This window comes from Parahaliea aestuarii (assembly GCF_008064635.1).
GTDB classification, from domain to species: domain Bacteria; phylum Pseudomonadota; class Gammaproteobacteria; order Pseudomonadales; family Halieaceae; genus Parahaliea; species Parahaliea aestuarii.
This window is the reverse complement of sequence record NZ_VRYZ01000006.1, coordinates 201,921-227,290: the sequence shown is the minus strand read 5'-3', so window position 1 is coordinate 227,290 and position 25,370 is coordinate 201,921. Positions and strand designations below refer to the sequence as shown.

The following is a 25,370-nucleotide window of genomic DNA, read 5'->3' as shown; positions in this document are numbered from 1 at the left end:
GCCGTCCGGCAGCCATCCGGCGGAGGAACATGGACAACCCATTCTGGAACTATTCACTGAGCCACTACTCCAAGCCCGACGTTGAAGCCCTGTGCCTGGCAGCCCAGGATGAACTGGGCGCCGATGTGAACCTGCTGCTTTACGCCGCCTGGCTGGCAAGCCGGGGGCGGGTGCTGGAGGCGGATCAGCTGGCAAACCTGCTTGCCGACACGGCCGTCCTGCGCGAGTCAGTCATAGCTCCGCTGCGCGAATTGCGCCGGCAGTGGCGGGGGCTGGCGCAGATACCCCTCCTGCGCGAGCAGCTCAAGACGCTGGAACTGCAGGCTGAGCGCCAATTGCAGGACAGCCTGTACCGCAGCGACTGCGGCCGGCTGGTAGCGCCGGGCGAGGACACTGCCAGCGCCAATCTCGCGCTGGTATTGCGAGCTGCTGGTGCCGACAGGCGGGATGCACATGAGCGCGCCGCTTTACTGGCCGCGGCGCTTGTTGCGGCCTGAGCCGGCTCCGGTCCCCGAGCGGGCTGGCACCGGGGGTGCCGCGGGTAGTATTATCGTGGGCGCTTCGTTTGCATCCCGCCAGTTTTAACGCAGCGGTGTTGGCCCGCCCGGACTGATGCAGCCACGGGTTGGCGGGGCACATAACATACATTCATCGACAAATGGAAAACTCTATGAAGAAGTACGCACTGCCTCTGGCTGTGGTTGCCGCGATCGGCCTGACCGCCTGTAACGAGAAGGCCGAAACGCCGGCCGCCGACAGCGCCGTCGCCGAAATCAAGCTGGAGAGCACCCAGCAACGCCTGAGCTACGGTATTGCCTATGGTCTCGGCAAGCGCATGTCAGCCGATGCCGTGCCGCTGGACGTGGACGCCTTTACTGCCGGCCTGCGCGACGCCATGGAAGGTAAGGAAGGTCGCATGACCAACGAGGAAATCCAGGCGGAAATGCAGGCCTACCAGCAGCGTATGCAGGCCGAGGCGGAAGCCGCCCAGGCCGCCCAGGCTGAGGCCAATGCCGCCGCCGCCGAAGCATTCCTGGCGGAAAACGGCGCCCGCGAGGGTGTGGTTACCACCGAGTCCGGTCTGCAGTACGAAGTGCTTGAAGCGGGCGAGGGCGAGAAGCCCGGTGCCGAAGATGTTGTGGACGTGAACTACCGCGGCACCCTGATCGACGGCACCGAGTTCGATTCATCCTACAAGCGTGGTGAAAGCGTGCAGTTCGGCGTTGGCCAGGTGATCTCCGGCTGGACCGAAGCCCTGCAACTGATGCCGGTGGGCTCCAAGTGGAAGCTCTACATTCCCTCCGAGCTGGCCTATGGCGCCGGCGGTGCCGGTGGCATGATCGGCCCCAACGCCGCGCTGGTGTTCGAGGTTGAGTTGCTGGATATCGTCGAGCCGGAAGCCGAAGAAGCGCCCGCCGCAGAGGGCTGAGCCCGATAGCCCCCGTCCTTCCCGGGCGGGGGTGATGATTCCACCGTTACCCCCGCGCCTGCGGGGGTAATTTTACGGTCGATAGCGCGGTGTTGCCGGTGACTAGGCCGAACGAGCTGTGGCCATCTGGCGCCGGTGGCGGTTGTGAAGGCCGGCGATCAGCCGATCCTCCAGTTCGAAACGCAGTTCCAGCATTTCTCCCAGTGCCGACACGTCCCGTGACAGGGTGTCGTCGGTGGTATCCGACCCGGTGTACTTTTCTTCGTAGGCGAGGATGACTTCGGTGGTGTCGCTGATGGCGGGGATCAGTTCCGCGGCCAGGTTACAGCTGCCGTCGTTGAAGCGTTCGGCCTCCTCCACCAGTTCGTGGAACACCTCGAAATGCCCCGCGGATATGTAATCCACCAGCATCCCGCACAATTCCACCTGGCGGCGGTGCAGGCTGGCGGCTGAGGGCTCACCATCCAGGGCGACCACCACCGCGGTGTAGTGGGTAAGCAGGGCGCGCCGTTCCTTCAGCCAGGCAGTCAGCAGGCGTTCTACCGCCTCGAATTGTTCTCTTGGGTCTTCACTGCGGTGTGGCATGTCCCGGCCTCGCTCGCGCCATGACTTGGCCGTCTACTATATGCCGCTCTACAGGGGGCGGCAATAGCGCCTCGGCTCAGGCTGCGGGGCGGGCCCTGAACAGTTGCCACAGGCTCACCAGCAGGATGGCGAGGAACAGCAGCAGGGTCTGTTCCGGAATACTGAGCCCGAGGAAGGTCCACTGGGTCTCGGCGCAGTTGCCGTCCCCCATCAGTACCATGCTCACCGTTTCCGCGAAGGGCAGGGTCTCCAGCATGTATTCCAGCGAGGGGCCGCAGGCGGGCACCTGGTCTTCCGGCAGGTGCTGCAGCCACACGTGGCGGCCGGCCACCGCGGTACCGAAGGCCGCCGCCAGCACGCAGAGCCCCGCGTACAGGCGTCGTCCCCAGCCGGGTGGATTGTGCAGGGCCGCCAGCAGCGCAAACAGGCCGCCGGCGACCACCGCGACCCGCTGGGTCATGCACAGTGGGCAGGGTGCCAGGCCCAGATGCTGTTGCAGGTAGTAGTAGGCGAAGAGCATGGAGGCCAGGGCCAGGATGGCCAGTCCAAAGAAGACCAGGCGGGGTGACAGGGATTGCAGCATGGTGTCTCGTGTCCTTACCGGGAGGTGCGCGGCTACGTTAGTGCGTTTCGGGGGGCGGCGCAATGCGCGGGCCGCGCTGCTTGGAGTCGGCGCTGGCCGATTGGTTCAGTTGCCGGCGGAAATCGGCGGCGAAGTCACGCAGATCCGGATAGAAATCGACAAAGGCCTGTGCCATGGCCGGGCGCAGGGGGTGCAGCTGCGGTGCCAGGCCCGCCAGGGCGTTGCCGCGGCGCAGGCGGCTGCCGATGCGCTCCGCGGTGCTGGTGACTGCATCCCAGCGATGATAGCAGTTGAGTATGTCGTGCTCCTGCAGGCGGTGAGCCATGCGCTGGGCACCGGGGGTCAGTTCCCCCTGGCGTGTATTGAGAACGCGGTAGACCTCGCGGCTGAATTCCGGCAGCGGCCGATGGTGGTAACGCTGCCAGTCCCGGGTCAGGTAGTGGTCGAAGCTGATGTCGATCACGATGCCGGCGTAGCGGCGCAGCGCCGGGGGGAACTGCCGTCGCAGTGCGGCCAGCGCGGGATGGCTGTCGGTGTAGGCGTCCACCGCCCGGTGCAGTCTTACCCCGGCCTCGATGTCGCCGCTGTGATCGCCGCGCAACGGCCCCTTGAAATAGTCGCCTTCAAGGGCGCCCGCCACCAGGCCCGGATCCGGCCAGGCGAGGTGGAAGTGGGCGAGGAAGTTCACGGTACAGCGGTCTAAACCGCCTCGTACTGGGCGTAAAAGCGCGCGAGGTACTGCTCGAAGCTGATGTCGTCGCTCTCTTCGATGGCGCGCTGGGCGGCCAGTGACTCGGCGCCTTCCCTGGCGAAACGCTCGCGGCTGGCCGCGGGCAAGGGCTCACTGCGGAAGTATTCGGCCCAGTGCTGGCTCTGCGCCAGGGCCCAACGGAAAAAGGGCAGGTTGCGTTCCCGCAGTTCCCGCAGCACCCGCGCCGAGGGGGTGAGTTCGGGGTCGTCGACCTTGGCCTGCTGGGCTGACAGGGCAGAGCGATAGGCGGTGCCGCCGTGGGCGGTATCCAGCAGGTCGGCCAGCTGGCCAATGCTCGCCAGCAGCTCATCCGCCCACTGGGTCAGGCTGCACTGATCGTTGCGCCGCATCAGCGTCAGCCCCGGTTCGCGGCCGCGGTTGACCACTGCCGACAGGTTGGCCTGGATGCGGTCCTGCTCGGCCTCGTCGCAGGCGGGGCTGTCCTCCAGCAGGCAGAACAACAGGAAACTGTCGAGGAAGCGGATCTGTTCTGCATCCAGTCCGACCGGGCTGAAGGGCGACACGTCGATGCAGCGCACTTCCACATACTCGATGCCGCCGCGGCGCAGGGCGCTGAGAGGCGTCTCGCCGGAATAGGTCACCCGCTTGGGCCGGATGGTGCTGTAGAACTCGTTCTCGATTTGCAGCAGGCTGGTGTTGAGCTGCTGGTAGTCGCCGTTCTTGCCGTTGGCAATGTGGCTGTATTCCGGGCGCGGCTGCATGATGCCGTGGCGCAGGGCATCCACGTAATTGTCGAGGCTGTTGTAGCACACCCGCAGGTCGCGCTGGGCCACACTGCTGTAGCCGAGATCGCCCATGCGCAGTGCGGTGGCGTGGGGCAGGTAGAGGGTCTTGCCCTCCGGCTCGAGGGACTGCAGGCCGTGGCCGTCGCGCCCGCGCAGGAAGCTGGCGCACAGCGCCGGTGAGGCGCCGAACAGGTAGATCAACAGCCAGGAATAGCGGTGGAAGTTGCGAATCAGGCCCAGGTAGCGACTCGTTACCCAGTCCTCGAGCGTTCCGGGCGTGCCGGCCTCCTGCCATTCGCGCTGCCAGAAGTCAGTGGGCAGGGAGAAGTTGTAGTGGATGCCGGAGATCACCTGCATGGCGCGGCCGTAGCGGTGGCCAAGCCCGTAGCGGTACACGGTCTTCATCCGTGCGACATTGGAGCTGCCGTACTGCGCCACCGGAATGCTGTCGTCGCCGGCCACCACGCAGGGCATACTGGCACTCCAGAGAATTTCCCCGTCCAACTGGCTGTAGACGTAGCGATGGATGTCGGAGAGGGTCTGCAGGCTGGATTCCACGCCAGTATCCACCGGGGTGATGAACTCCAGCAAGGCCTCGGAATAGTCGGTGGTGATGGACGGGTGGGTAAGGGCAGAGCCGAGGGCCACGGGGTGGGGGCTCTGGGCAATGCGCCCCTCTTCGCTGATACGCAGGCTCTCTTTCTCGATGCCGCGGTTGATACGCTGTAGCAGGGCCAGGGAGTCCGGTGTGGACAGGGCCTTGAGGTGTTGTTGCAACTGAGCTGACACTGAGCACTCCTGTCTTCTGGCCGGCCCGGTGCCAAACCGGGGGCAAGTGTAGCGCCGAGCCGAAGCTGAGTACAGCAACGGCAGGCCGGGGGCGTTGCCGGTGCGCGGCGCGCGGGCTATCTTGAGAGAATGATAATGACGTGGTCTATGTTGCAGGGCGTCGTCACGCTGCCTCTTCGGTCGCGGTGGTGTTGCGCTGTGCTGGCAGTCCTGCTGTTTTGCACCGTGCCGGTCGCCGTTGGTGCAGACGCCGGGGAGCACTGCGTCACGGTGCCGGAGCAGGATTACACCGATGCTTTCCGCTTTCGGCCGTCCACCGACCACGACCAGCTGGAAGCCAGGTTACCTGAGGGTGTGCGTATTCGCAGCATCCGCTACCAGCGCTTTTCGGTCTTCAATATGGAGGACCCGAAAGAAAACAGCACCGTCTACCGCTGGGCCAACCAGCTGCACAGCATTACCCGCGAGTGGGTGCTGGAAGACCAGATGCTGCTGCACGAAGGTGAAGTTTACGAACAGCGCCGGGCCGAGGAATCAGAGCGCATCCTGCGCAACCTGCGCTTCATTTACGACGCCAGGGTGCGGCCCTGGCGCTGGTGCGGCCAGTACGTTGACGTCGAGGTGCTCACCCGCGATATCTGGACTTTTACCCCCTCCCTGTCCCTGAGCCGCAGTGGCGGTGAAAACGCCTACGCCGTCGGCTTTCGCGACGCCAATTTTCTCGGCACTGGCAAGCAGGTGCTGGTGGAGTACGACAGCGATGAGGAGCGCGCCGGCTACACCCTGCTCTATGCCGATCCCGCCCTGCTCGGCAGCCGCTGGCAGATGCGCGCCCGCTACACCGACAACGACGACGGTTACGATCACGGCCTGCGCCTGGAGAAACCCTTTTTCTCCATCTACGAGCCCTGGTCTGCCGGCACCAGTCTCGATCAGCAAAAGCTTGAGGAAAAGCTGTGGTTTCGCGGCGACGAGGTGTCGGAGTTTGATCACGAGAGCGAGCAGTATCGGGTCTACGGTGGTCTCGCTGCCGCCCTGGAGGTCGATAGTCGGGTGAATCGCTGGCTGTTTGGGTACAACTACGAGTCCCACGCCTTCGACTTCAGCGATTCCGATATCCCCCCCGCCCGGCTGCCGGAGGATCGTGACTACAGCTATCCCTATATCGGCTTCCAGAGTGTGGAGGACAAATTCGCCGAGCTGCACAACTTCGATTACCTGGGGCGCACCGAGGATATCTTCGTCGGTGAGCGCTACGACTGGTCCCTCGGCTATTCCGGCGAAGGTCTCGGCGCTACCCGCGATCAACTCGCTTTCCGCGGCGCCTACAGCAATACCCTGCTGGCCGAAGACCGGCAGTTCTGGGTGGTGGGCACCTGGCTCAGCGGCTTCCTTGGCATCGACGATCGCGAGCTGGAGAACTTCTGGTGGGAGGTGGAAACCCGCTACCAGTACAAGCAGAGTGAGCGCTGGGCACTGTTCAGCGGCCTGCGCCTCGATTACACCGATGGTCTGACCGTTGACAATCAGCTTACACTTGGCGGCAACAACGGCTTGCGCGGCTACGATCTGCACTACCAGGTGGGCGACCGTTCATTTGTCTGGAATATCGAGCAGCGCTATTACTCGGACTGGCACCCCTTCCGCCTGCTGCGGGTGGGGTTTGCGGCCTTTGTGGATGTGGGGCGGGCCTGGTATGAAGGCGGGGACAATGGCTCCAACGGCGGGGTGCTTGCCAACGCCGGCTTTGGTATCCGTTTAAATTCCAGCCGGGCGGAAAAAAGTTCGGTGGTGCACATCGACTTTGCCTTTCCCTTTGTGCGCGATGACGATGTGGACGATGTGCAGGTATTGTTCACCGTCAAGGAGCGGTTTTAGCGCTCATCCAGATACCGCTCCAGCATCTTGCACACAAAGTTGCCCTGAATCTCCTGCTCTTGCCCGGTCGCCAGCATGATCCGCGACATGATCAACCCGTAGCGCATGCCGGCGAAAATCCAGTAGTAATCGTAGTGCTCGGCCTTGCGACCGGTGGCGGCTTCCCACTGCGCCACGGATTCCTCATAGCTGGGCAGGCCCGACAGGCGGGGGAAGCCCAGGCCCTCGGAGAACGTGGCATCGATGTAGTTGAACCAGGCCAGGTCCTGTACCGGGTTGCCGGCGACGGCCATCTCCCAGTCCAGTACCGCAACCACTCCGTCGAGAGCGGGGGCGAACATCATGTTGCCGATGCGGGAGTCGCCCCAGCACAGGGCGGTGGGTTCGTCTTCGGGCTGGTTGGCCTTGAGCCAGTCCAGGGCGCGCTGGCCGATCTCGTGGGTGCGCCCCTCAAGTGCCCAGTCGTGGTAGTCCTGCCAGTAGTCGAGCTGCGCCTGCAGGGCAGTTTTGCCGCGCGGGAGTTGCAGCTCCGGCAGGTCGAGGGCCCCGCTGTCGATGCGGTGGTAGCGGGCGAGCATGTCGACTGCGGCGCGCCACAGGGTGGCGCGCTGCTCTTCGCTGGTCTCGTGCATGAGCCAGCCGTCCATGTTGTAGGGCGGCATGTCGGAGGGCACGCGGCCGTCGATGCGGGCCATAATGTAGAACTCGACGCCGAGCAGGGCGGTGTCGGTTTCCAGGCCCAGCAGTTCAGGTACGGGGATGTCGGTGTGCCGCGCCAGAGCCTCCATAACCCGGTACTGCGGTTCCAGCGCGTAGCTGGGAAAAACCGGGCGGGCGATTTCCGGCTGCAGGCGGCCGACACAGCTCTGGCTGCGGGTCTCACCGCCTTCCTGCCACTGCATGTCGAACAGCAGGGTGACGTTGGACATACCGTTGCCATCGGGCACGGTGAGTGCGGGAATGTCCACCGTATAACCGCGCTGTTCACTCAGCCAGCTGGCCAGTTTGCTGCGGGTGCCTTCGATATCGTCCAGCACCGGGGTGGGGCGGGCTTCTTCCATGGTCTCTTATTCCTGTTATTGACTATACGTTTGTATAGCATAGTATCGGGCTTCGCGTCTGCATAGTGCTGTCAGCGCGCAACTCGCGGTGCCCGGACATTTGTGGGCACCGGCGAAACTGCTACAGTAAGCGCCGAACCCGCCGCTTCCGCGGCGCGGTCATTCCGGCAATGACACCAACAATGGCAACGGCGCACAGCAACTTCTGTGCGGGGGAAGGAGAGCAGGCGGCGTGGAACGGATTACCGAGTGGCTGAAACTACTGGCGAGCAAGAACGGGTCGGATCTCTATCTCAGTACCGGCGCGCCGCCCTGCGCCAAGTTTGAGGGCTCCCTGCGCCCGATTGGCAGCGAAATTCTCCGGCCCGGCGAAATCAAGGAAATCGCCAACGGTCTCATGGACGATACCCAGCGCGCCGAGTTCGAAAAGGAACTGGAGATGAACCTGGCCACCTCCATTCCGGGTTTCGGGCGCTTCCGCGTCAATATCTTTGTGCAGCGCAACGAGGTCGCCATCGTGGCGCGCAATATCGTGGCCGAGATTCCCAGCTGGGAACAACTGCGACTGCCGCCCATCCTGCCGGAAGTGATCATGCGCAAGCGCGGCCTGGTGCTGTTTGTCGGCGCCACCGGCTCGGGCAAGTCCACTTCGCTGGCGGCCCTGCTCGACTACCGCAATAGCAACAGCTCCGGCCATATTGTGACCATCGAAGACCCGGTGGAATACGTGCACAAGCACAAGAAATGTATCGTCAACCAGCGCGAGGTGGGAGTGGATACCCGCAGCTGGCACAACGCCCTGAAGAACACCCTGCGCCAGGCGCCGGATGTGATCCTGATCGGGGAGATCCGCGACCGCGAAACCATGGAGCACGCCATCGCCTTCGCCGAAACCGGCCACCTCTGCCTGTCCACGCTGCACGCCAACAACGCCAACCAGGCGCTGGATCGCATCATCAACTTCTTCCCGGAGGAGCGGCGCGCGCAATTGCTGATGGATCTTTCCCTCAACCTGCAGGCCTTCGTTTCCCAGCGGCTGATTCCCACGGTGGACGGCAAGCGTTGTGCGGCGATTGAAATCCTGCTGGGTACGCCGATGGTGGCGGACCTCATCCTCAAGGGCCAGATAGAAGGCATCAAGGAGGTGATGGAAAAATCCGAGAACATCGGCATGAAGACCTTCGATGCGGCGCTGCTGGAACTCTACGTGGGGGGGTTGATCAGCGAGGAGGAGGCCCTGCGCAACGCGGATTCACCCAATAACGTAAGGCTCAAGATCAAATGGGCCAAGGAGGCGCGGATGCAGCAGGGCAGCGCGCCGGTCGAACTGAGCCTGGAAGGCCTGGACGACGACGAGACCAGCCCCTACTGAGCCCGGGCGCCTATTCCAGCAGCTTCTGGGCGACGAGGGCGAAAAACAGCAGCCACAGGCCGATCAGGATCCTGATCCGCAGTGCGCTGTTGCCGCTTTGCTCCTCGCGTTGTGGCGGCGCCGCGCCGGACAGCGTCACATTGAAAGAGCCGCAGGCGGGGCAAGCGCCGCCGCTGCCCCCCTTCTTCCCCCGGTAGCTGCAATCCCTACAGAGATAGGCCATCTGTTGTTCTTCTTGTCAGTGGTTCAGCCGCAGTAGCTGGTCGATAATCCGTTCGAGCTGTTGCAGATTATTGCATTCCGCCGCGAAATGACAGGCGCTCTGGTAGCGCAACATCTCCGAATCGCCGCTGCCCCAGGCGCGCCGCGACTCCGGGTTCAACCAGATGACGCGGCGGGCCCGCTGGTAGATACCCTGCATGATCTCCAGCTTCGGATCGCCGCCATTGTTGCGCGCATCCCCCAGCACGATCACTGTGGTGCTGGAACTGACATCAGCCAGCGCCAGTTCGGCGAAATCCTCCAGGCTGCGACCGTAGTCGGTGGCGCCGCCATAGCGCCAGTTGGCCAGCTCGATGGCCTTTTCCACCGGGTGTTCCCGGAACAGGTCGCTGATTTCTCCCAAGTGGCTGGAAAAGGCAAAGCTGCGCACCCGCGGCAGCACGTCCTGCAGGCTGTAGAGAAACAGCAGCAGGAACTTGGCGTAGGCGGCAACGGAGCCTGACACGTCACACAGGGCGAGGATTTGTGGCTTGTCGCGCCGCACCTTGCGCCAGTAGGTGTGAAACATAATGCCGTCGTGGGCGATGCCCCTGCGCAGGGTGCGCCCCATATCGAGCTGGCCGCGCTTCTGCACCTTCGGCTTGCGCGAGTGGCGGGCGGCCAGTTTGCGCGCCATTTTGCGCACCAGTTCCCGCACCTCATCCATGTAGCGTTGTTCCAGCTGGTTGAGGCGGGTGCGGCGCAGAATGTCGTCCATGAACTGGCGGTTGTGGCCCTGGGCATTCAGCAGGTACTCCCGCTCAACATACTCCCGCACCTGCTGCCGCAGGTGGTCGCGGTAGCCCTTCAGCAACTCCAGCAGCGGGCTGTCGGCCTGCTCCAGCGCCACTACCGCCCTGCGCAGGGTCTCCTCCCCGAGGGCGTCGAGCATGCGCCGGGTGTACTGCCCCTTCTGGGTGAACATGCGGATATTACCGAGGCCGGTGGCGGCCGCCGCCTGTCCCAGTGACAGCGACAGCTCGGTGCGATTATCTTCCAGCAACTGCTGCAGGAGGGGAGATTGCAAAGCTTCCGCCAGTTCCGGGAACTCCGCGGCGCCGTCCTGTAGCTGGCGGGCATCCTCGCTGTCCTGGTCCGGCGCCGGAGCAGCTTCGGAGGCGGCTGGCGTTGCCGCGGATGGCTTTTCCCCGGCCAGTTCGCGGCCGAAGTACTGATCGAAGCAGCGCAGCAGGATGGCCTCTTCCCGGGCGCTCTTGGCCAGGCTCAGGGCCAGGCCGTCGCGCAGCCGCTCACGATCGGCGTAGCCGAGGGTGCTGGCCACCGCCATGGCGTCGAGGGTCTCCGCCGGCGATACCCGCAGTTCGTGACTGCGCAGCAGCTGGATGAAGCCGGTGAGGGCGGATTGCATCGTTTCAGGCGGCGCTGTCGGCGCCGCGCAGCAATTCAACCAGGCCGGACTCGGCGCTGTTGATATCGTCCTCGAACTTCAGCAGCACATTGAGGGTGGAGCGCACCAGCGCCTCGTCCAACTGTTCGGCATGCAGCAACAGCAGGCTGCGGGCCCAGTCGAGGGTCTCGGAAATGGCCGGTGCCTTTTTCAGGTCCAGATCGCGCAGGCTGTGCACGAAGGCCACCAGCTGGTGGCGCAGGGTGGCATCGATGTCCGGCACCCGGCTCAGCACGATGCGCTCCTCCAGCTCCACGCTGGGGAAAGGGATATAGAGGTGCAGGCAGCGACGCTTGAGCGCGTCGGAGATGTCGCGACTGTTGTTGCTGGTGAGGAAGACCATCGGTGAAACGCTGGCCTTCACCGTGCCTATCTCGGGGATGGACACCTGGTAGTCGGAGAGAATCTCCAGCAGCAGGGATTCAAACTCGTAGTCGGACTTGTCCACTTCGTCGATCAGCAGGATGGCGCCGCGTTCCTGCTGCATGGCCTTCAGCAGCGGGCGGGGCTCGAGGAAGTCCTCGGAGTAGAAGATGTCGCCGAACTGGTGCAGTCGCTCCACCGACTCCGCCAGCCCCTTGGCGCCGTGCAGCAGGTCGCCGAGTTTCTCCTTCAACACCTGGGTGTAGAGGAGCTGCTTGCCGTATTTCCACTCGTACAGCGCCTTGGCTTCATCCAGGCCCTCATAACACTGCAGGCGGATCAGCGGCACCGAGAGCAGCTCGGCGCAGGTTTTCGCCAGCTCGGTCTTGCCCACTCCCGGCGGGCCTTCCACCAGCACCGGCTTGCGCAGCTGAAAGGCGAGAAACACGGCGGTGGCGATCTTGGTGCTGCAGATATAGCCCAGGGCCTCAAAGCCCTGCTCGATACGCTCGATGGATTCGAGTTGGGGAAAGTCCTGGATATGCAAAGCGATTCCTTAGTGCGGCTCGCGCTCAGCCGCCGGTCATGTTCATGAAGCGGACGATCTCGCTGGCGCCCTCTTCACCGAAGTGGTGGCGCTCGGGTTTCAGGTCCATGGCGCCAATAATGGCGGCAGCCAGCTGGCTGCTGTCGTAGTTGCTCTGGCGCAGCACGGCGCGCAGGTCCACCGAGTGCTCGTTGCCCAGGCACAGCAGCAGGCGCCCGGACACCGTCAGGCGCACGCGGTTGCAGAGGTGGCAGAAGTTATTGCTGTGGGGGGAGATAAACCCGACCCGGCTGGGGCTGTCGTCCATGCGGAAGTAGCGCGCCGGGCCGGCGCTGCCGCGCGGGTCGCCCTCGCTGCGCAGGGGGTAGGCCGCGTCAATTTCCCGATGCAGGCTGTCGCTGGAGGCGAGGCTGAGGCCGCGGTCGTGCTCCACGATCGGGCCGAGGGGCATCTCCTCGATAAAGGCGATATCGATACTGAGCCCGCGGGCGTAACGCACCAGGTCCAGCACTTCGCTGTCGTTGCGTCCGCGCAGGATGACCGCGTTGAGCTTGATGCGCTCAAAACCCGCCGCCACAGCTGCTTCGATGCCGCGCTGCACGGTGTCGAGGTCACCGCTGCGGGTCAGTTCGCGAAAGCGCAGGGGGTTGAGGGTGTCGAGGCTGATATTGACGCTGTTGACGCCGGCCTCGCGCAGGGCCGGTGCCATCCTGGCGAGCTGGGAGCCGTTAGTGGTCAGGGCCAGCTCCCGCAGGCCGGGCAATTGCCCGAGGCGCTGCACCAGTTCCAGAATGCCGCGCCGCACCAGCGGCTCGCCGCCGGTGAGGCGGATCTTGCCCACCCCCAGCCCGGTGAATACCCGCGCCACTTCGTACAGTTCTTCCAGGCTCAACACTTCCCTGCGCGGCAGGAAGGTCATGTCCTCCGCCATACAGTACACGCAGCGGAAGTCGCAGCGGTCGGTGACCGACAGCCGCAGGTAGTCGACGCGGCGCTGGAAGCGGTCGATCAGGGCGTCCGGAAACTGGGCGTCCGGCAAACTTCGGGTGGTGGTAGTCATGGCGTCAGCCAGTGTACTGCTTCGTGCACAGGGTCACTAGCCCCGGGGTTTACAGCGGGCCGAGGCTGGGACAGGATAGTCGGCGCCAAGGAATGGAGAGCGCAATGATAAGAATGACCCCCGGCATTGGCCTCGTTTTACTGCTTTTTGCCATCGGTGCAGCCGGCGCCGAAGACGGTGTTGTGCCCTGTGAAGGCCGCAACGGTATTGAGCCTGTCTGCGGACTCAGTGCGCCTGAGGATATTGTCGCTGCGCCCGATGGTGAGGGCCTGGTATTTGGCCAGATGCACGAACCGGGTGGCCTGTTTCTTCTCGACACCGCTGACCACAGTGTGCAGACACTCTACCGCAGCCGTGAACAGGACAACCCGGAATGGGGCGAGGCCGCCTGCAGCCAGCCGCCCGCCACCCTGCTGGCCCACGGTATCGATTTGCGCCGGCGCGCCGATGGGCGCTGGCAACTGCTGGTGGTGAACCACGGCGGTCGCGAATCCGTGGAATTCTACGAGTGGCTGCCCGGGGCCGGTGGGTCACAGGTAGCCTGGCGCGGTTGCGTCGAGGCGCCAGAGGACGCCAGCCTCAATGACGTGGCGGGCCTGCCTGACGGCGGCTTTCTGGTGACCCGCATGGCGTCCGTCGGGTCGCCCATGTGGGAGTTGTTCCTGGCGGTGATCGGCATCGACAACGGGGTGGTCTATCGCTGGTCCCCCGCGGCGGGTTATGCCGAGCTGCCCGAAACTGAAGGGCGTTTCCCCAACGGCATCATTCTATCTCCGGCCGGCGACAGTTTCTTCGTCAACATGTACTTCGGCAACAAGGTGGCCAAGTACAGCCTGCCCGAGGGTGAACTGCTCGGCGAAGTGTCGGTGTCCAAGCCCGACAACGCCAGCTGGAATGCCGAGGGCAAGCTGCTGGTGGCGAGCCAGTACGGCTCCCTGATGCAGTTGTTCGACAGCCTCAACCTGCCCCACGGCACGCCCAGCCTGCTGCCCTATGCGGTGGTGGAGATAGACCCGGATACCCTGGCCCGGCGCGAACTGCTGTGGCACGAGGGGGCGCCGATGGGCGCCGGCACCGTGGCAGTACAGGTCGATGACGCGGTCTACGTCGGTTCCTACACCGGCGACCGCCTGGTGCGGGTGCCACTGAAACCGGCATCGTGAACGGCGCACTGTTGCAGCGACTGACCCTGCCGGCAGGGCCCCTGCTGGCGGCCCTGCTGGCCTGGCTGCTGTACCGGGCAGGCTACAGCACCGATATGGCCATTGTTTCCCTGGTGGCCCTGTGGTGCGTGATCTGGTGGGTGTTCGAACCGGTTCCCATTCCGGTGACCTCGCTGCTGCCGCTGGCGGTGCTGCCCCTGCTGGGTGTGCTGACTCCGGCCGAGGTGGGCCAGGCCTACGGCTCGCCGATGATTCTGCTGCTGCTCGGCGGTTTTCTGCTGTCCAAGGCGATGGAACATTCCGGCGCCCACCGCCGGATTGCCCTGGGCATGGTGCGCCTGTTTGGCGCGCACAGCGGCCGTCGCCTGGTGCTGGGTTTCATGGTGGCCGCCGCCACCCTGAGCATGTGGATATCCAACACCGCCACCACACTGATGCTGTTGCCGGTGGCGCTGGCGGTGCTGGAGGGCGCCAGCCAGCGTGAGCGCCTGGCGGTGCCGCTGTTGCTGGGGGTGGCTTACGCCGCCAGTGTCGGCGGACTAGGCACGCCTATCGGCACCCCGCCCAATCTTATCTTCATGCAGGTCTATACCGAGGTCACCGGGCAGGTCGTCACCTTCAGCGAGTGGATGAGCTGGGGCGTGCCGGTGGTGGTGGTGATGATTCCGCTAATGGCGCTGGTGCTGACCCGGGGCATGACGGCGCAACTGCAGGTGGAGCTGCCGACGGTGGGGGGCTGGCGCAGCGAAGAGAAACGGGTGATGCTGGTATTCGGTCTGACCGCCCTGGCCTGGATGACCCGGGCCGAGCCCTTTGGCGGCTGGAGCACCTGGCTCGACCTGCCCGGCGCCAATGACGCCTCGGTGGCGATGCTGGCGGTGGTGCTGATGTTTGTGATCCCCGACGGCAAGGGCGGCAAGCTGCTGACCTGGGAGCGCGCCTCGAGTATTCCCTGGGGTGTGCTGTTGCTGTTTTCCGGCGGTATCTGCCTGGCCCGGGGTTTTGTCGTCTCCGGGCTCAGCGCTGAAATGGGTCAGTGGCTGGCGGGTCTCACCGACCTCAGCCCCTGGCTCCTGATCGCCCTGATTTGCCTGCTGGTCACCTTCATGACCGAAGCCACCTCCAACACCGCCAGCACCACCCTGCTGATGCCGGTCCTGGCGGCGGCGGCCCTGGCGGCGGGAATCGAGCCCATGCTGTTGATGGTGCCGGCCGCAATGAGCGCCAGTTGCGCTTTCATGCTGCCGGTGGCCACGGCCCCCAATTCGGTGGTCTATGGCAGCGGCCTGATCAGCACCGCGCGCATGGCGCGGGAGGGGCTGGTTCTCAACTTTCTGGGGGTGGCGGTGATCAGTACCGTCTGCTACCTGCTGCTGGCCTGATTGCTACGGCCACTAGCGCTGACTGAATCCGTCATTGTCTGCGGCGCTGGCAGCGCTACCCTGTAGGCCTTAAAAAATTAACTGATAAGGATCGCTGCCATGAGCAAACGCTATCCCATGCCTATCCCCCACGGCTGGTACGTTGTGTGCTACTCCGACGAACTGGCCGTTGGCGAATCCCGCGCGGTGAAATACTTCGGCCAGGAGCTGGTGCTGTTTCGCACCGAGTCCGGCCAGGCCCGCCTGCTGGAGGCCTACTGCCCCCACCTCGGTGCCCACCTCGGCTACGGTATCCACGAGAATTCCGAGCGCGGCGGCCGCATCGAGGGCGAATCCATCGTCTGCCCCTTCCACGCCTGGAAGTTCAACGGCGCCGGCGAGTGTACCGAGGTACCCTACGCCCGCAACATGCCGCCCAAGGTTCAGGGCAAGCAGTGCCTGAAAGCCTTCCCCACCGTGGAAATAAACCAGGTGGTGTGGGCCTGGTATCACCCCGAGGGCGAGGCTCCGTTGTGGGAAGTGATCGAGCACGAGGAGGCCAACAGCGATGACTGGGCACCCCTGCGGCGCTACGAGTGGCACATGGCCACCCATCCCCAGGAAATGGCGGAAAACGCCGCCGACCCGGCGCACTTCCTGTTCGTGCACCGCACCGCCAGTATGCCCGAGTGGGAGACTACCTACGACGGCCCCACCTCCCGGGGCGTGCAGCGCGCCAGGATGCCGACGCCGCGCGGCGAAGTGGACGGCGCCATCTACACCGGGTCCCAGGGGCCCGGCCAGGGCTTCACCAAGTTCGAGGGCATCGCCGATACCTTCCTCATGGGCCTGACCACGCCCATCGACGAGGAAAACGTGGTGCTGCGCTTTGCCTTTACCCAGCCCAAGGTGGACGGCGAGGTGAAGAGCAGCGGCGTCAATGACGCCATCATTGCCAACATCGTCGGCCAGCTGGAAGAGGACAAGCCGATCTGGGAGCACAAGATCTACCGCCCCCTGCCGGTGCTGTGCGATGGCGACGGCCCCATTGCCAAGTTCCGCAAATGGTACTCCCAGTTCTACTCCAACTTCGACGCGTCGGGAATGTAAGCCGCGCGCGAAGACTCCCGCCACCGCCGGCACTTCCCCGCCGGCGGCATTTCGGTATCATGCCCCCTCATTGAGGAGGAGCCATGATCCGATCCCGCGGCCTTGTTGCCCTGCTATTGATGGCAGTATCCATCGCCCTTTTGTACCCGGGTGTCACCCAGCCGGTGCTGACCCTGAGTGGCAGTATCGAGAAATCGGATATCGCCAACCTCGGCATTGAATTGCTGGCGGGGGGCGATAGCGCGGACGACCAGAGCCGCAATATGCTGGGCGCCTTTTCCCGCTTTCTCGGGCTGGACCAGATCGAGGGTGAAGTGGTGGTCTATCACAACACCCGCTCCATCTGGGGCACCGTGAATGAACTGGCGCGCACCGGCAACCTGCTGGTGGCCCTGCTGATCGTGCTGTTCAGCCTGGTCATTCCCCTGTTCAAGCTGCTGTTGCAGGCCGTAGCCCTGACGCCCTTCAGTGGCGGCCTGCGCCGGCCCCTGTTGAGCCTGAACGCGGCCCTCAGCAAGTGGTCCATGGCCGATGTCTTTGTGATGGCGATGCTGGTGGCCTACATGGCCGGCGCCGCCTCCGGGCAGATGGGTGACCTGCTGATGATGGAAGCGCGGCTGGAGCCGGGCTTCTGGTTTTTCCTCGCCTATTGTCTGTTTTCTATCGGGGCCTCCGCCCTGGTGCGTCGGGAGTACGCCAATGCCTAAAGTAGTGAAATGGGTCCTGCTGGCCCTGGTTGCCGTAATCGCGGCGATGGCCGTTGCCGCCATGCGTCCGGGCAAGCCGATTGAAGTGGCGGTCAGCGGTGAGGTGGGGGTGTCCCACACCGAAGCCTGGCAGCGCATGAGCGACCTGTCGGTGGCCCACAAGTATGTCCCGGGTCTGACCGCGACAGAGATCACCACGCCGCAAACCGAGGGGGTGGGTGCATCGCGCAAGGTCTACCAGACAGGCAGCAATTATCTGGAGGAGACCGTCACCGCCTGGGACGAGGGGCAGGGCTTCGCGATCCGCCTGCATCAGGGCGATGAGCCGATGAAGCCCTTCAAACATGCGGAGTTTCGCTATCACATGCAGGCCGTGACCGACCGGGTTACCCGGGTCACTCTGGCGATAGTAGTGGAAATGCCCTTCGGCGCGTTGGGCAGCTGGCTGGGGGAGAACGCCGCGCGGGAACCGCTGGAAGCTGAACTGACGCGGGTGCTGGCGGGGTTGATGTACTACTACGAAACCGGCAAGCCGGCCACCGATGCCGATCGGGAGCGGCTGGCGAGCCGGGTAGAACGGGTGCCCGCCAGCGCTTGATGACCCTACAACAGGGCCATCATGGTCTCGGCGGAGCTGACGTCGATACCGGGGCCCGGCTCTACGTTGAGGTGGGTGATGGTGCCGTCTTCCACCAGCATGGCAAAGCGCTGGCTGCGCTTGCCGAGGCCGAAGCCGGTGCCATCCAGTTCCAGGCCCAGTGCGGCGGTGAAATCGCCGTTACCATCGCCCAGCATCAGCAGTTCCTCAGCGTTCTGGGCCTTGCCCCAGGCGTCCATCACGAAGGCGTCGTTGACCGCCATGCAGGCGATGGTGTCCACGCCGGCCGCCTTGATCTTGTCGGCGTTGACCACGTAGCCCGGCAGGTGGGCTTTGCTGCAGCCCGGAGTGAAGGCGCCGGGCACGGCAAACAGCAGGACTTTCTTGCCCTTGAAGATTTCGTCCGTCGTGATATCTACGGGGCCTTCGGCGCCCATGGTTTTGAGAGTAGCTGCGGGGATCGTGTCGCCGGCCTTGATGGTCATGGTTTGGCTCCTTGGGTGGGTTGTGTTTTCGTGGGACGCCGGCAAGCATAGCAGATGAGCGAATCCCTGCACTGCCCGCTTTGTGACAGCGGGTTAACAGAAAGCTTCTACCGGGATCGGCGCCGGCCCTACTTGCGCTGCCTGGACTGCACACTGGTGTTCGTGCCGCCGGCATTCCACCTGGATCGCGATGCGGAGAAGGCCGAGTACGACCTGCACGACAACCGGGTGGATGACCCCGCTTACCGCCGCTTCCTGTCGCGCCTTGCCGATCCCCTGCTGGAGCGCTTGCCGCCCGCCGCCCGCGGCCTGGATTTCGGCTGCGGCCCCGGGCCGGCGCTGGCGGCCATGCTGGAGCAGGCCGGGCACGCGGTGGCGCTCTACGATGTGTTCTACTTTCCCGACGCCGCGGTGCTGGGCGGCCAGTACGACTTCATCTGCGCCACCGAAGTGGTGGAGCACCTGCACCGTCCGGGTGCCGAACTGGACCGCCTGTGGCAGTGCCTGCGCCCGGGCGGCTGGCTGGGGGTAATGACCAAGCTGGTGCGCGATCGCGAGGCCTTCGCCGGCTGGCACTACAAGAACGATCGGACTCACGTCTGCTTTTTCAGTGAAGCCACCTGGGAGTGGTGGGCGAAGGGGCGGGGTGCGGCGCTGGAGATTGTCGCGGCGGACGTGATTCTATTGTTCAAGCCGCAGGAGGTACGGCCTGCAGCGCATCGCAGACCCTGCTGATGGCACCAGACAGTTGAAAATATAGCTACTACTAATATATTGTGTGTGCCGTGGTTGGTGCGTGGTAACACCGGCCTCAATTCCTATCCAGTTTCCGAGGATATCACCCGATGCCAGTAACAAAGCGACTCGGCTCGACCCTGGCCTGCGCGATGCTTGGTCTCGCCGCCGGTTGTTCCGACGGTGGCAGCAGTGCTTCCAATCCGCTTGAAATCGCCAGCCGCGACCTGGTTCCCGCCGATGGGCAACTGGCCGGTGTCTATAACCGGAGCTGCCGTAACTGCCATACCATCGCGGCAACCGGCGCACCGCTCACCGGCGACACCAACGTGTGGGAAGCGCGTTTGGCCAAGGGTATGGATACGCTGGTCGACAGCGTAGTGAATGGCTATGGCGGCATGCCACCGTTTGGTATGTGCATGGATTGCGATGCACAGCAATTCGAAGACTTGATTGCCTTTATGGCAGAAGGACGCTAACAGCATGCTCAATCGCAGGGATCTGCTCACTGCCCTGGTGACCGCGAGTATCGGCGCCACCGCTACTCCGCTGCGCACGCTGGCTGCGTCACTCCAGGAGGGACGAAAGAAATTGCCCTGGCGGAACTGGTCCGGGTCGCAGCACTGCCTGCCGCAGGCCCGCGTGGCGCCCGCGAGTGTTTCAGAGTTGCAGGAAATGGTTGCGTCCAGCAAAGGCGTTATTCGCCCCGTTGGCGCTGGCCACTCTTTCTCGCCTTTGGTGCCAACCGACGGCACTATCGTCTCCCTGTCGCGCCTGAGCGGGCTGGTTGATCACGACCCCGCCTCCCTGCAGGCAACGGTCTGGGGTGGCACTCGTCTGGGTGACCTGGGCAAACCGCTGGAAGATGTCGGTCAGGCAATGATCAATATGCCCGATATCGACGATCAGGCACTGGCTGGCTGCCTGGCAACTGCGACCCACGGTACCGGCCTGACGATCGGCTGCCTGCCGACCTTCGTACAGGGGCTTCAGCTGGTAGACGGTCGCGGTAACCTGCACGACTGCGACGCGGACAACAACCCGGAGCTGTTCAAGGCGGCGCGGGTATCGCTGGGAGCGGTCGGCTTCATCACACAGGTGCGCCTGCAGAATATCGCTCCCTATCGGCTGCGGCGGGAATCCCACTGGCGCAGCTTTGACGAAATCGTCGCAGCGGCAGAGAGCCTGGCTGGGCAACACCGCAATTTTGAATTCTATTACGTGCCCTTTACCGGCATGGGCTTTACCGATACCCACGATTTCACCGATGAGCCCATTGCGAGCACTGAGAAACTGGATGCCAATGAGGGCGTCGAGGATCTGAAGCTGGCGCGCGACTGGCTGGAGAGCGTACCAAAATTGCGGGAGCTTATTCTGGGCGCCTACATGCGGACGCTGGAAAGCGAAGTCACCATCGAAAAGTCGTGGAAAAACTACGCCAGCGAGCGCAACGTGCGCTTTAATGAAATGGAGTATCACCTGCCACGGGAACACGGCATCCCGGCCCTGAAGGACATTCGCCAGGTGCTGGAAGCCAATCACCCGGAAGTGTTCTTCCCGATTGAGTTCCGCTACGTCAAGGGCGACGACATCTGGCTCAGCCCCTTCTACGGGCGAGACTCCTGTTCGATCGCGGTGCACCGCTACTTCGATGAGGATTTCGAGCCCTACTTCAAATCCATAGAGCCCATCTTCCGCAAGTACCAGGGGCGTCCGCACTGGGGCAAACTGAATACCCTGGGCAGGGAGGACCTGCGGGCCCTCTACCGGCACTGGGATGACTTTGCCGCTGTACGCCGGGAGTACGACCCCGATGGACGCTTTCTGAACCCCTACCTTCACTCATTGTTGGGTTAATACGGTATCGCCATGAAACGCCGCTCATTGATTCTCGGCAGCCTGGCGGGTGCGGCCGGCCTGACGCTGCTGGCCCGCCCGCGCGACATCGGGGAAAACCACAGTCCCTACTTCGCCGGACTGGGCCGGGCGCTGGACCAGGCGGGGCGGGCAGGCCCGACCCTGATCGTTGATCAGCAGCAATTGACGCATAACATCAGTACCTTGCAGCAGCACATCAATGGGCGATTCGATTACCGTATTGTCGCCAAGTCACTGCCTTCCCCCGACTTGCTCGATACGGTGATGGCGCAGTCCGGCAGCCGGCGTCTGATGCTCTTCCACCAGCCCTTTATCAACCTGGTTGCCGAGCGCTTTCCCGACGCCGACATCCTGCTGGGCAAGCCCATGCCTGTCGCCGCAGCGCAAAATTTCTACCGCCAGTTCGCAGGCGGCCCGTTCAGTCCTGCCAGGCAATTGCGCTGGCTGCTCGACACGCCGGCGCGGGCCAGACAGTACGCAGAACTGGCAGCGGCGCTGGAAACAGACCTGCTGGCCTGCATCGAACTGGACGTGGGCCTGCATCGCGGGGGAGTAACTGCCGATAGCGAGCTGCTGGAAATACTCGATATTCTGCAGGATTCCCCACGTCTGCACTTTGCCGGTTTGATGGGCTACGAGCCGCATATCGTGAAAGTGCCCGGCGACCCGCTGGACTACCGGGAAAAGGCGATGGACGCCTACCGCGGCTATCTCGCTACCGCCCGGGCCCATCTCGGGGATCAGTGGCCACGGGACGCGGTACTCAACGCCGGTGGCAGCCCGACCTACCAGTTGTACGACGAGGGTGACTTCCCCTGCAACGAACTCGCCGCAGGCTCCTGCCTGGTCAAACCCGCCGACTTCGACCTGCCCAGTCTCGCCGACCACCGGGCGGCCGCCTGGATTGCCACCCCGGTGCTGAAACGCGAAGACAAGCTGGTGATTCCGGGCATCAATGTGGGGCCCCTGCAGTCGTTGTGGGACCCCAATCGGGAGCGCACTTTTTTCACCTATGGCGGCTACTGGAAAGCGGTTCCCGAATCGCCGCGCGGCCTGAGCACCAATGCACTGTATGGGCGCTCGACTAACCAGGAAATGCTCAACGGGTCCAGCAGCATTGATCTGCAGCCCGACGACTGGATATTCCTTCGCCCCACACAGAGTGAGTTTGTCTTTCTGCAGTTTGGAGACATCGCTGTTTACGAGGATGGGCGAATTGCCGCTAACTGGCCGGTGTTTGCTGAAAACGGCAGGTACGCCGGCTGAGGTGGTGGTTAGTCGAGGCCACCACATCGGACAGTGATATCTGCCCTGTTGATGCGCCATGGCCGGCCTGCGAAATTGTTACTATTCACGGCGCATTTTTCCGACCAGTGCCATTACACTAGCCCTCCTTCCAGTCGCCTGACGTCGGTATCGGAGCGTCACAACCAGCCTGTGCCAAGCAATCGCTATGAACGATAGATCCAACGTTTTCCTGGTCATCGCCAGCGTGGTGCTTCTGTCCGCCTGTAGCCACCAGCCGGCTGTTTACAGCGACGAGCACTTTGCGAGTGACAGCCCGTTCAAGATGCGCGTCGACAGCGGGGTCGCACCTGCCTGTGAAAGCGCTCGCCGGGTGCTGTTGGGGCAGGGCTACCTGACGGAGTTTGCCGATAGCGAGAGCATCAAGGCACGCAAGGCGGTGCAGCGGGATGACCGGCCCAATACGTTCATAGAAATGAACATTGCCTGCCTGCCCGAGAACGCTGGAAGTACCGTGTTCGCGACGGGCCTGCTGACCACTTACGCCCTGAAGAAGAGCAGCAGCTCCGCCAGTGTCGGAGTCAGCGCGGTGGGCTCGATTTCCCTGCCCATTGGCCAGAGTGTCGATTCCCTGGTCAAGGTTTCTGAAGACACCATCGAAGACACCGGTTTTTATCAGCGTTTCTTTGCCGCTGTCAGCACCCGGCTGCAGGAAATGCTGCCGGAGACGCCACAGCCGACGGCGCCCTCTGAACAGCTGGCGAGTGAAGAGCCGGCAGGCGAAGAACGGGCAGGCGAAGAACCGGCACTCGAGCCGGCACTCGAGCCGGCGCACGGCGAGGTGGACACCGTGCTTGATGAGGAGTTCGCCACGCTTCCTGCGGTGCTGCCGAATGACGGCCCGCCGGTATCGCAATCGCCGCCGTCAGTGGTTTCCCCTGCGGTTGTTTATGTGAATGAGGGACCGATACTGCCGCCCGAGCCCGAGCCCGAGCCCGAGCCCGAGCCCGAGCCCGAGCCCGAGCCCGAGCCCGAGCCCGAGCCGGTCGACACCGGTGCCGCCAGCTCCCCGGCTGTCGAGCCGGCGACCGCGACCCTGGCGCTGCCGGCTGACGCGGAATTGGCACCTGAACCTGCCTCCGGGGCCAGTGCAGTGGAGGCCGGCCCTGCTTCCGGGGAAGAACCCGGGACTGACGACGCATCCATTTTCATCAGCGACCCCGCCGAATGGCATTACGATGAAGAGTAGGGGCCGCTATCAGATCTGCGGCGGCTCCGCATCCTCCAGCATTTTTACGTAGATCTGCTCGCAATCCCGGTAAAAGCTGAGCTCAGCATCTCCCAGGTAGGGCGCCACCATGGTCATCAGCTGCAGTACGCCCTGGTGGATGGTGACCTGGGGCGGACGGCTGCCGTGCATCAGCTGGTCATAGTTGAGCCAGAAGGTCAGGCTGAGCGCCATATTGTCGACCAGTCCGGCCAGTTGCTGGCCGCGAGCGTCGATAACCGATTGCTCCAGCAGGGCCTGGCAGATGGCGCCCAGGGCGGCTCGCTTCAGCTGCACCAGACGACGGAAGCCTTTGCGGATGTCCGGGTAGCGCTGCAGGATGTCATCCAGGTTGTGGTAGAGAAAGCGGTACTGGTACATCTCCTCCATCACTACATAGAGGAAGTACCAGTTGCTCTCCACATCGCCGCGCCCGGCGAATAGAGGCTGCTCGATGGGTGCGTTCAGAGTGGAGCCCAGCGCCAGCTCGTACTGCTGGAACAGCTCGGCGATGATCTGCTCCTTGCCCTTGAAGTGGTAGTAGAGATTGCCCGGGCTGATGTTCATCTCGTTGGCGATATCCACTGTGGTGGTGTGGGCCTCGCCCTCCTCGTTGAACAGGGCGAGGCTGGTCACCAGAATGCGATCGCGGGTTTTCACGCGCGATGATCAGCGGCGGGCCGGACGTTTTCTGGCGGCGGCCTTCTTTGCCGCTGTCTTCCTGACGGCGGCTTTTCTGGCAGCTGCCTTTCTGGCCGGGGCGGCCTTCTTTTTCACCGCGGTCTTTCGTTTCGGGGGATTGATTGCCGCGAGGGCATCGGTGAGCGCAGCGACCTGCGCACTCAGGCGGTCGATTTTGTCGTGCAGGGCGGCCAGGTCATCACCCTGGCGCTGCAGGCGAAAATTTTCCCGCACCCGGGCGATGCGCTCTTCCACCGAGTTGCGCGCTTCCTCGCCGGCGCTGCGGGCTTCCTCTTCCAGCGCGGTGCCGGCCTTCACCAGGTCGCGGAACAGCTTGGGGGTTTCCATTCCGGCTTTCTCCAGGCGCCCCTGGGCTTCGTCCACCGCGCGCCCGTAGGCGCCGACGCCCGCCAGCCAGATATTGCGGGCGATATCGCCCACCTTGTTTTTTTCGTCGCTCATGGCAGTTGTCCCTTGTGAGGTGTGTGGGGGGATTAAAGCAGGTTTTGGAGGAACAGTGCATTTGCGGCCAGATCAAGTCGGGCAGTGAATTTGACCACGCCGCTCCCGCCCTCCATGGCTCCCGCGGCATACCGTACATCCTGTACATTGATCGCTACCGGCATCCATGCCTCTCGCGATCTACCGTCCGTCCTTGGACATAAAAAAGGGGCCTTGCGGCCCCGGAAAGAGTGCCCTGCGAACAGGGGCAAATGTGTCTGTTGCTTCAGGCAGCGAATTTCTCGCTGATGCTGCCCTTGAGCTCTTCGAAGCGCGCGCGGGCTTTTGCCAGCTTGGCTTCCAGTGCCTTGCGGTCGCCGATGGCCGGGATCTCGATGTCGTCGATGGCATCGCGGGCGTCGGCTTCAACTTTTTCACCGCGCTTGACCAGATCGGCGTAAACCTCGGAGGCCTTGGCGCGACGGGTTTCCATGCGCTCCTGCAGGCTGCCGAACTGTTCCTGGGCCTGGTCGTAGGCCTTGCCGTAGAAACCGAGGCTGGCGAGGAAGGCCTTGCGGCTGTTTTCCTGGGCGAGCCTGGCGTATTTTTTCACTGACTTCTCGGCGGCATCGTACTCTTTCTCGAGTTCCTTTTCCGCTTTGCGGGCAGCCTTGCGCACGTCGCGCTCGTAGGCGGCGGCCTTGTTCTCGACCTTGCGCACGTTGGAGCGCACGGTGGATTTGGCGGCCGGGCTCTTGCGCTTGGCAGCGGCCTTGCGCTTGGCCGGAGCCTTGGCGGTGGCGGCTTTGCGTTTGGGGGCAGCCTTGGTCTTGGGGGCGGCAGCTTTGGTTTGTTCGGCCATGTCT

27 protein-coding genes are annotated in these 25,370 nt (G+C 63.7%); 14 read left to right on the top strand and 13 right to left on the bottom strand.

Features of this window, described 5'->3' with window-relative positions; genetic code table 11:
* The first annotated feature begins 29 nt into the window (after nt 1–29).
* Together FVW59_RS14360 and bamJ are read left to right on the top strand one after the other, a co-directional pair.
* Nucleotides 30–497 (top strand): TIGR02444 family protein, encoded by a 468-nt coding sequence (locus FVW59_RS14360; RefSeq protein ID WP_148065042.1) that lies wholly within the window; start codon nt 30–32, stop codon nt 495–497.
* A 173-nt stretch (nt 498–670) separates the two neighbouring features.
* On the top strand, nt 671–1,429 hold the full coding sequence (bamJ, locus tag FVW59_RS14355) for a BamJ family beta-barrel-assembly machinery protein (protein WP_148065041.1): 759 nt from the start codon (nt 671–673) through the stop codon (nt 1,427–1,429).
* A gap of 102 nt (nt 1,430–1,531) precedes the next feature.
* On the opposite strand, the gene FVW59_RS14350 is transcribed toward bamJ, so the two are convergent.
* The 4 genes from FVW59_RS14350 to gshA form a co-directional block, all read right to left on the bottom strand.
* On the bottom strand, nt 1,532–2,014 hold the full coding sequence (locus FVW59_RS14350) for an Rsd/AlgQ family anti-sigma factor (RefSeq protein WP_148065040.1): 483 nt from the start codon (nt 2,012–2,014) through the stop codon (nt 1,532–1,534).
* Between the two features lie 76 nt (nt 2,015–2,090).
* Entirely contained in the window at nt 2,091–2,597 is a 507-nt protein-coding gene (locus tag FVW59_RS14345; protein ID WP_187275903.1) for a disulfide bond formation protein B, read from the bottom strand.
* A 37-nt stretch (nt 2,598–2,634) separates the two neighbouring features.
* Nucleotides 2,635–3,285 (bottom strand): acyl carrier protein phosphodiesterase, encoded by a 651-nt coding sequence (locus FVW59_RS14340; protein ID WP_148065039.1) that lies wholly within the window; start codon nt 3,283–3,285, stop codon nt 2,635–2,637.
* Between the two features lie 11 nt (nt 3,286–3,296).
* Nucleotides 3,297–4,883: a glutamate--cysteine ligase gene (gene gshA, locus FVW59_RS14335; protein ID WP_246139745.1), complete on the bottom strand. Its 1,587-nt coding sequence runs from the start codon at nt 4,881–4,883 to the stop codon at nt 3,297–3,299.
* 198 nt (nt 4,884–5,081) lie between these two features.
* Between gshA and FVW59_RS14330 the strand changes: the two genes are divergently transcribed.
* Nucleotides 5,082–6,761: a BamA/TamA family outer membrane protein gene (locus tag FVW59_RS14330; protein WP_187275902.1), complete on the top strand. Its 1,680-nt coding sequence runs from the start codon at nt 5,082–5,084 to the stop codon at nt 6,759–6,761.
* Here FVW59_RS14330 and FVW59_RS14325 read toward each other — a convergent pair.
* The gene (locus tag FVW59_RS14325) at nt 6,758–7,822 is read right to left on the bottom strand and encodes a phosphotransferase family protein (protein WP_148065037.1); all 1,065 of its coding nucleotides are present in this window, start codon (nt 7,820–7,822) and stop codon (nt 6,758–6,760) included. The two genes, FVW59_RS14330 and FVW59_RS14325, sit on opposite strands and share 4 nt — an antisense overlap.
* A gap of 232 nt (nt 7,823–8,054) precedes the next feature.
* Here FVW59_RS14325 and FVW59_RS14320 point away from each other — a divergent pair, with 232 nt between their 5' ends.
* Nucleotides 8,055–9,194 (top strand): PilT/PilU family type 4a pilus ATPase, encoded by a 1,140-nt coding sequence (locus tag FVW59_RS14320; protein ID WP_148065036.1) that lies wholly within the window; start codon nt 8,055–8,057, stop codon nt 9,192–9,194.
* Nucleotides 9,195–9,204: 10 nt separating this feature from the next.
* On the opposite strand, the gene FVW59_RS14315 is transcribed toward FVW59_RS14320, so the two are convergent.
* From FVW59_RS14315 to moaA, 4 genes are read right to left on the bottom strand one after another with little or no spacing between them, the layout of a single operon-like run.
* Nucleotides 9,205–9,417 carry a hypothetical protein gene (locus FVW59_RS14315; RefSeq protein ID WP_148065035.1) on the bottom strand — a complete coding sequence of 71 codons (213 nt, stop codon included), beginning with the start codon at nt 9,415–9,417 and terminating at the stop codon, nt 9,205–9,207.
* A gap of 15 nt (nt 9,418–9,432) precedes the next feature.
* Nucleotides 9,433–10,824: a vWA domain-containing protein gene (locus FVW59_RS14310; protein WP_148065034.1), complete on the bottom strand. Its 1,392-nt coding sequence runs from the start codon at nt 10,822–10,824 to the stop codon at nt 9,433–9,435.
* Between the two features lie 4 nt (nt 10,825–10,828).
* A complete protein-coding gene (locus tag FVW59_RS14305) occupies nt 10,829–11,773 on the bottom strand; it encodes an AAA family ATPase (RefSeq protein WP_148065033.1) in 945 nt (314 codons plus the stop codon).
* Nucleotides 11,774–11,798: 25 nt separating this feature from the next.
* Nucleotides 11,799–12,833, bottom strand: a complete 1,035-nt coding sequence (gene moaA / locus FVW59_RS14300; RefSeq protein WP_148065032.1) for a GTP 3',8-cyclase MoaA — start codon at nt 12,831–12,833, stop codon at nt 11,799–11,801.
* Between the two features lie 104 nt (nt 12,834–12,937).
* Here moaA and FVW59_RS14295 point away from each other — a divergent pair, with 104 nt between their 5' ends.
* From FVW59_RS14295 to FVW59_RS14275, 5 genes are all read left to right on the top strand, one after another.
* Entirely contained in the window at nt 12,938–13,996 is a 1,059-nt protein-coding gene (locus FVW59_RS14295; RefSeq protein ID WP_187275901.1) for an SMP-30/gluconolactonase/LRE family protein, read from the top strand.
* Nucleotides 13,993–15,378: an SLC13 family permease gene (locus FVW59_RS14290; protein WP_246139744.1), complete on the top strand. Its 1,386-nt coding sequence runs from the start codon at nt 13,993–13,995 to the stop codon at nt 15,376–15,378. Before FVW59_RS14295 ends, FVW59_RS14290 begins: the two co-directional genes overlap by 4 nt.
* Before the next feature lie 99 nt (nt 15,379–15,477).
* Nucleotides 15,478–16,467: an aromatic ring-hydroxylating oxygenase subunit alpha gene (locus tag FVW59_RS14285; RefSeq protein WP_148065030.1), complete on the top strand. Its 990-nt coding sequence runs from the start codon at nt 15,478–15,480 to the stop codon at nt 16,465–16,467.
* A gap of 83 nt (nt 16,468–16,550) precedes the next feature.
* Nucleotides 16,551–17,174: a paraquat-inducible protein A gene (locus tag FVW59_RS14280; RefSeq protein ID WP_148065029.1), complete on the top strand. Its 624-nt coding sequence runs from the start codon at nt 16,551–16,553 to the stop codon at nt 17,172–17,174.
* Nucleotides 17,167–17,772 (top strand): SRPBCC family protein, encoded by a 606-nt coding sequence (locus FVW59_RS14275; RefSeq protein WP_148065028.1) that lies wholly within the window; start codon nt 17,167–17,169, stop codon nt 17,770–17,772. The genes FVW59_RS14280 and FVW59_RS14275 overlap by 8 nt, the downstream gene beginning before the upstream one ends.
* Nucleotides 17,773–17,777: 5 nt before the next feature.
* Here FVW59_RS14275 and FVW59_RS14270 read toward each other — a convergent pair whose 3' ends face one another.
* A complete protein-coding gene (locus FVW59_RS14270; protein WP_148065027.1) occupies nt 17,778–18,257 on the bottom strand; it encodes a peroxiredoxin in 480 nt (159 codons plus the stop codon).
* Between the two features lie 54 nt (nt 18,258–18,311).
* Here FVW59_RS14270 and FVW59_RS14265 point away from each other — a divergent pair, with 54 nt between their 5' ends.
* The 5 genes from FVW59_RS14265 (at nt 18,312) to FVW59_RS14245 (ending at nt 23,364) form a co-directional block, all read left to right on the top strand.
* On the top strand, nt 18,312–18,992 hold the full coding sequence (locus FVW59_RS14265) for a class I SAM-dependent methyltransferase (protein WP_148065026.1): 681 nt from the start codon (nt 18,312–18,314) through the stop codon (nt 18,990–18,992).
* Nucleotides 18,993–19,102: 110 nt separating this feature from the next.
* A complete protein-coding gene (locus FVW59_RS14260) occupies nt 19,103–19,471 on the top strand; it encodes a c-type cytochrome (protein WP_148065025.1) in 369 nt (122 codons plus the stop codon).
* Nucleotides 19,472–19,475: 4 nt separating this feature from the next.
* The gene (locus FVW59_RS14255; protein WP_148065024.1) at nt 19,476–20,849 is read left to right on the top strand and encodes a D-arabinono-1,4-lactone oxidase; all 1,374 of its coding nucleotides are present in this window, start codon (nt 19,476–19,478) and stop codon (nt 20,847–20,849) included.
* A gap of 12 nt (nt 20,850–20,861) precedes the next feature.
* Nucleotides 20,862–22,136: a DSD1 family PLP-dependent enzyme gene (locus tag FVW59_RS14250; protein ID WP_148065023.1), complete on the top strand. Its 1,275-nt coding sequence runs from the start codon at nt 20,862–20,864 to the stop codon at nt 22,134–22,136.
* Between the two features lie 187 nt (nt 22,137–22,323).
* A complete protein-coding gene (locus FVW59_RS14245; protein WP_148065022.1) occupies nt 22,324–23,364 on the top strand; it encodes a DUF2242 domain-containing protein in 1,041 nt (346 codons plus the stop codon).
* 9 nt (nt 23,365–23,373) lie between these two features.
* On the opposite strand, the gene FVW59_RS14240 is transcribed toward FVW59_RS14245, so the two are convergent.
* The 3 genes from FVW59_RS14240 to FVW59_RS14230 form a co-directional block, all read right to left on the bottom strand.
* Nucleotides 23,374–24,042, bottom strand: a complete 669-nt coding sequence (locus tag FVW59_RS14240) for a TetR/AcrR family transcriptional regulator (RefSeq protein WP_148065021.1) — start codon at nt 24,040–24,042, stop codon at nt 23,374–23,376.
* 9 nt (nt 24,043–24,051) lie between these two features.
* A complete protein-coding gene (locus tag FVW59_RS14235) occupies nt 24,052–24,525 on the bottom strand; it encodes a phasin family protein (RefSeq protein WP_148065020.1) in 474 nt (157 codons plus the stop codon).
* A 265-nt stretch (nt 24,526–24,790) separates the two neighbouring features.
* Nucleotides 24,791–25,366, bottom strand: a complete 576-nt coding sequence (locus tag FVW59_RS14230) for a hypothetical protein (RefSeq protein ID WP_148065019.1) — start codon at nt 25,364–25,366, stop codon at nt 24,791–24,793.
* Nucleotides 25,367–25,370: the final 4 nt, after the last annotated feature.

Bases quoted from the DNA above. Each gene is read 5' to 3' on its own strand.
- FVW59_RS14315 (WP_148065035.1), bottom strand. From the start codon at position 9,417: ATGGCCTATCTCTGTAGGGATTGCAGCTACCGGGGGAAGAAGGGGGGC.
- FVW59_RS14235 (WP_148065020.1), bottom strand. From the start codon at position 24,525: ATGAGCGACGAAAAAAACAAGGTGGGCGATATCGCCCGCAATATCTGG.
- bamJ (WP_148065041.1), top strand. From the start codon at position 671: ATGAAGAAGTACGCACTGCCTCTGGCTGTGGTTGCCGCGATCGGCCTG.
- FVW59_RS14275 (WP_148065028.1), top strand. From the start codon at position 17,167: ATGCCTAAAGTAGTGAAATGGGTCCTGCTGGCCCTGGTTGCCGTAATC.
- FVW59_RS14350 (WP_148065040.1), bottom strand. From the start codon at position 2,014: ATGCCACACCGCAGTGAAGACCCAAGAGAACAATTCGAGGCGGTAGAA.
- FVW59_RS14230 (WP_148065019.1), bottom strand. From the start codon at position 25,366: ATGGCCGAACAAACCAAAGCTGCCGCCCCCAAGACCAAGGCTGCCCCC.
- FVW59_RS14265 (WP_148065026.1), top strand. From the start codon at position 18,312: ATGAGCGAATCCCTGCACTGCCCGCTTTGTGACAGCGGGTTAACAGAA.
- FVW59_RS14270 (WP_148065027.1), bottom strand. From the start codon at position 18,257: ATGACCATCAAGGCCGGCGACACGATCCCCGCAGCTACTCTCAAAACC.
- FVW59_RS14295 (WP_187275901.1), top strand. From the start codon at position 12,938: ATGATAAGAATGACCCCCGGCATTGGCCTCGTTTTACTGCTTTTTGCC.
- FVW59_RS14245 (WP_148065022.1), top strand. From the start codon at position 22,324: ATGAACGATAGATCCAACGTTTTCCTGGTCATCGCCAGCGTGGTGCTT.
- FVW59_RS14310 (WP_148065034.1), bottom strand. From the start codon at position 10,824: ATGCAATCCGCCCTCACCGGCTTCATCCAGCTGCTGCGCAGTCACGAA.
- FVW59_RS14250 (WP_148065023.1), top strand. From the start codon at position 20,862: ATGAAACGCCGCTCATTGATTCTCGGCAGCCTGGCGGGTGCGGCCGGC.
- FVW59_RS14255 (WP_148065024.1), top strand. From the start codon at position 19,476: ATGCTCAATCGCAGGGATCTGCTCACTGCCCTGGTGACCGCGAGTATC.
- FVW59_RS14345 (WP_187275903.1), bottom strand. From the start codon at position 2,597: ATGCTGCAATCCCTGTCACCCCGCCTGGTCTTCTTTGGACTGGCCATC.
- FVW59_RS14325 (WP_148065037.1), bottom strand. From the start codon at position 7,822: ATGGAAGAAGCCCGCCCCACCCCGGTGCTGGACGATATCGAAGGCACC.
- FVW59_RS14360 (WP_148065042.1), top strand. From the start codon at position 30: ATGGACAACCCATTCTGGAACTATTCACTGAGCCACTACTCCAAGCCC.
- FVW59_RS14260 (WP_148065025.1), top strand. From the start codon at position 19,103: ATGCCAGTAACAAAGCGACTCGGCTCGACCCTGGCCTGCGCGATGCTT.
- moaA (WP_148065032.1), bottom strand. From the start codon at position 12,833: ATGACTACCACCACCCGAAGTTTGCCGGACGCCCAGTTTCCGGACGCC.
- FVW59_RS14280 (WP_148065029.1), top strand. From the start codon at position 16,551: ATGATCCGATCCCGCGGCCTTGTTGCCCTGCTATTGATGGCAGTATCC.
- FVW59_RS14285 (WP_148065030.1), top strand. From the start codon at position 15,478: ATGAGCAAACGCTATCCCATGCCTATCCCCCACGGCTGGTACGTTGTG.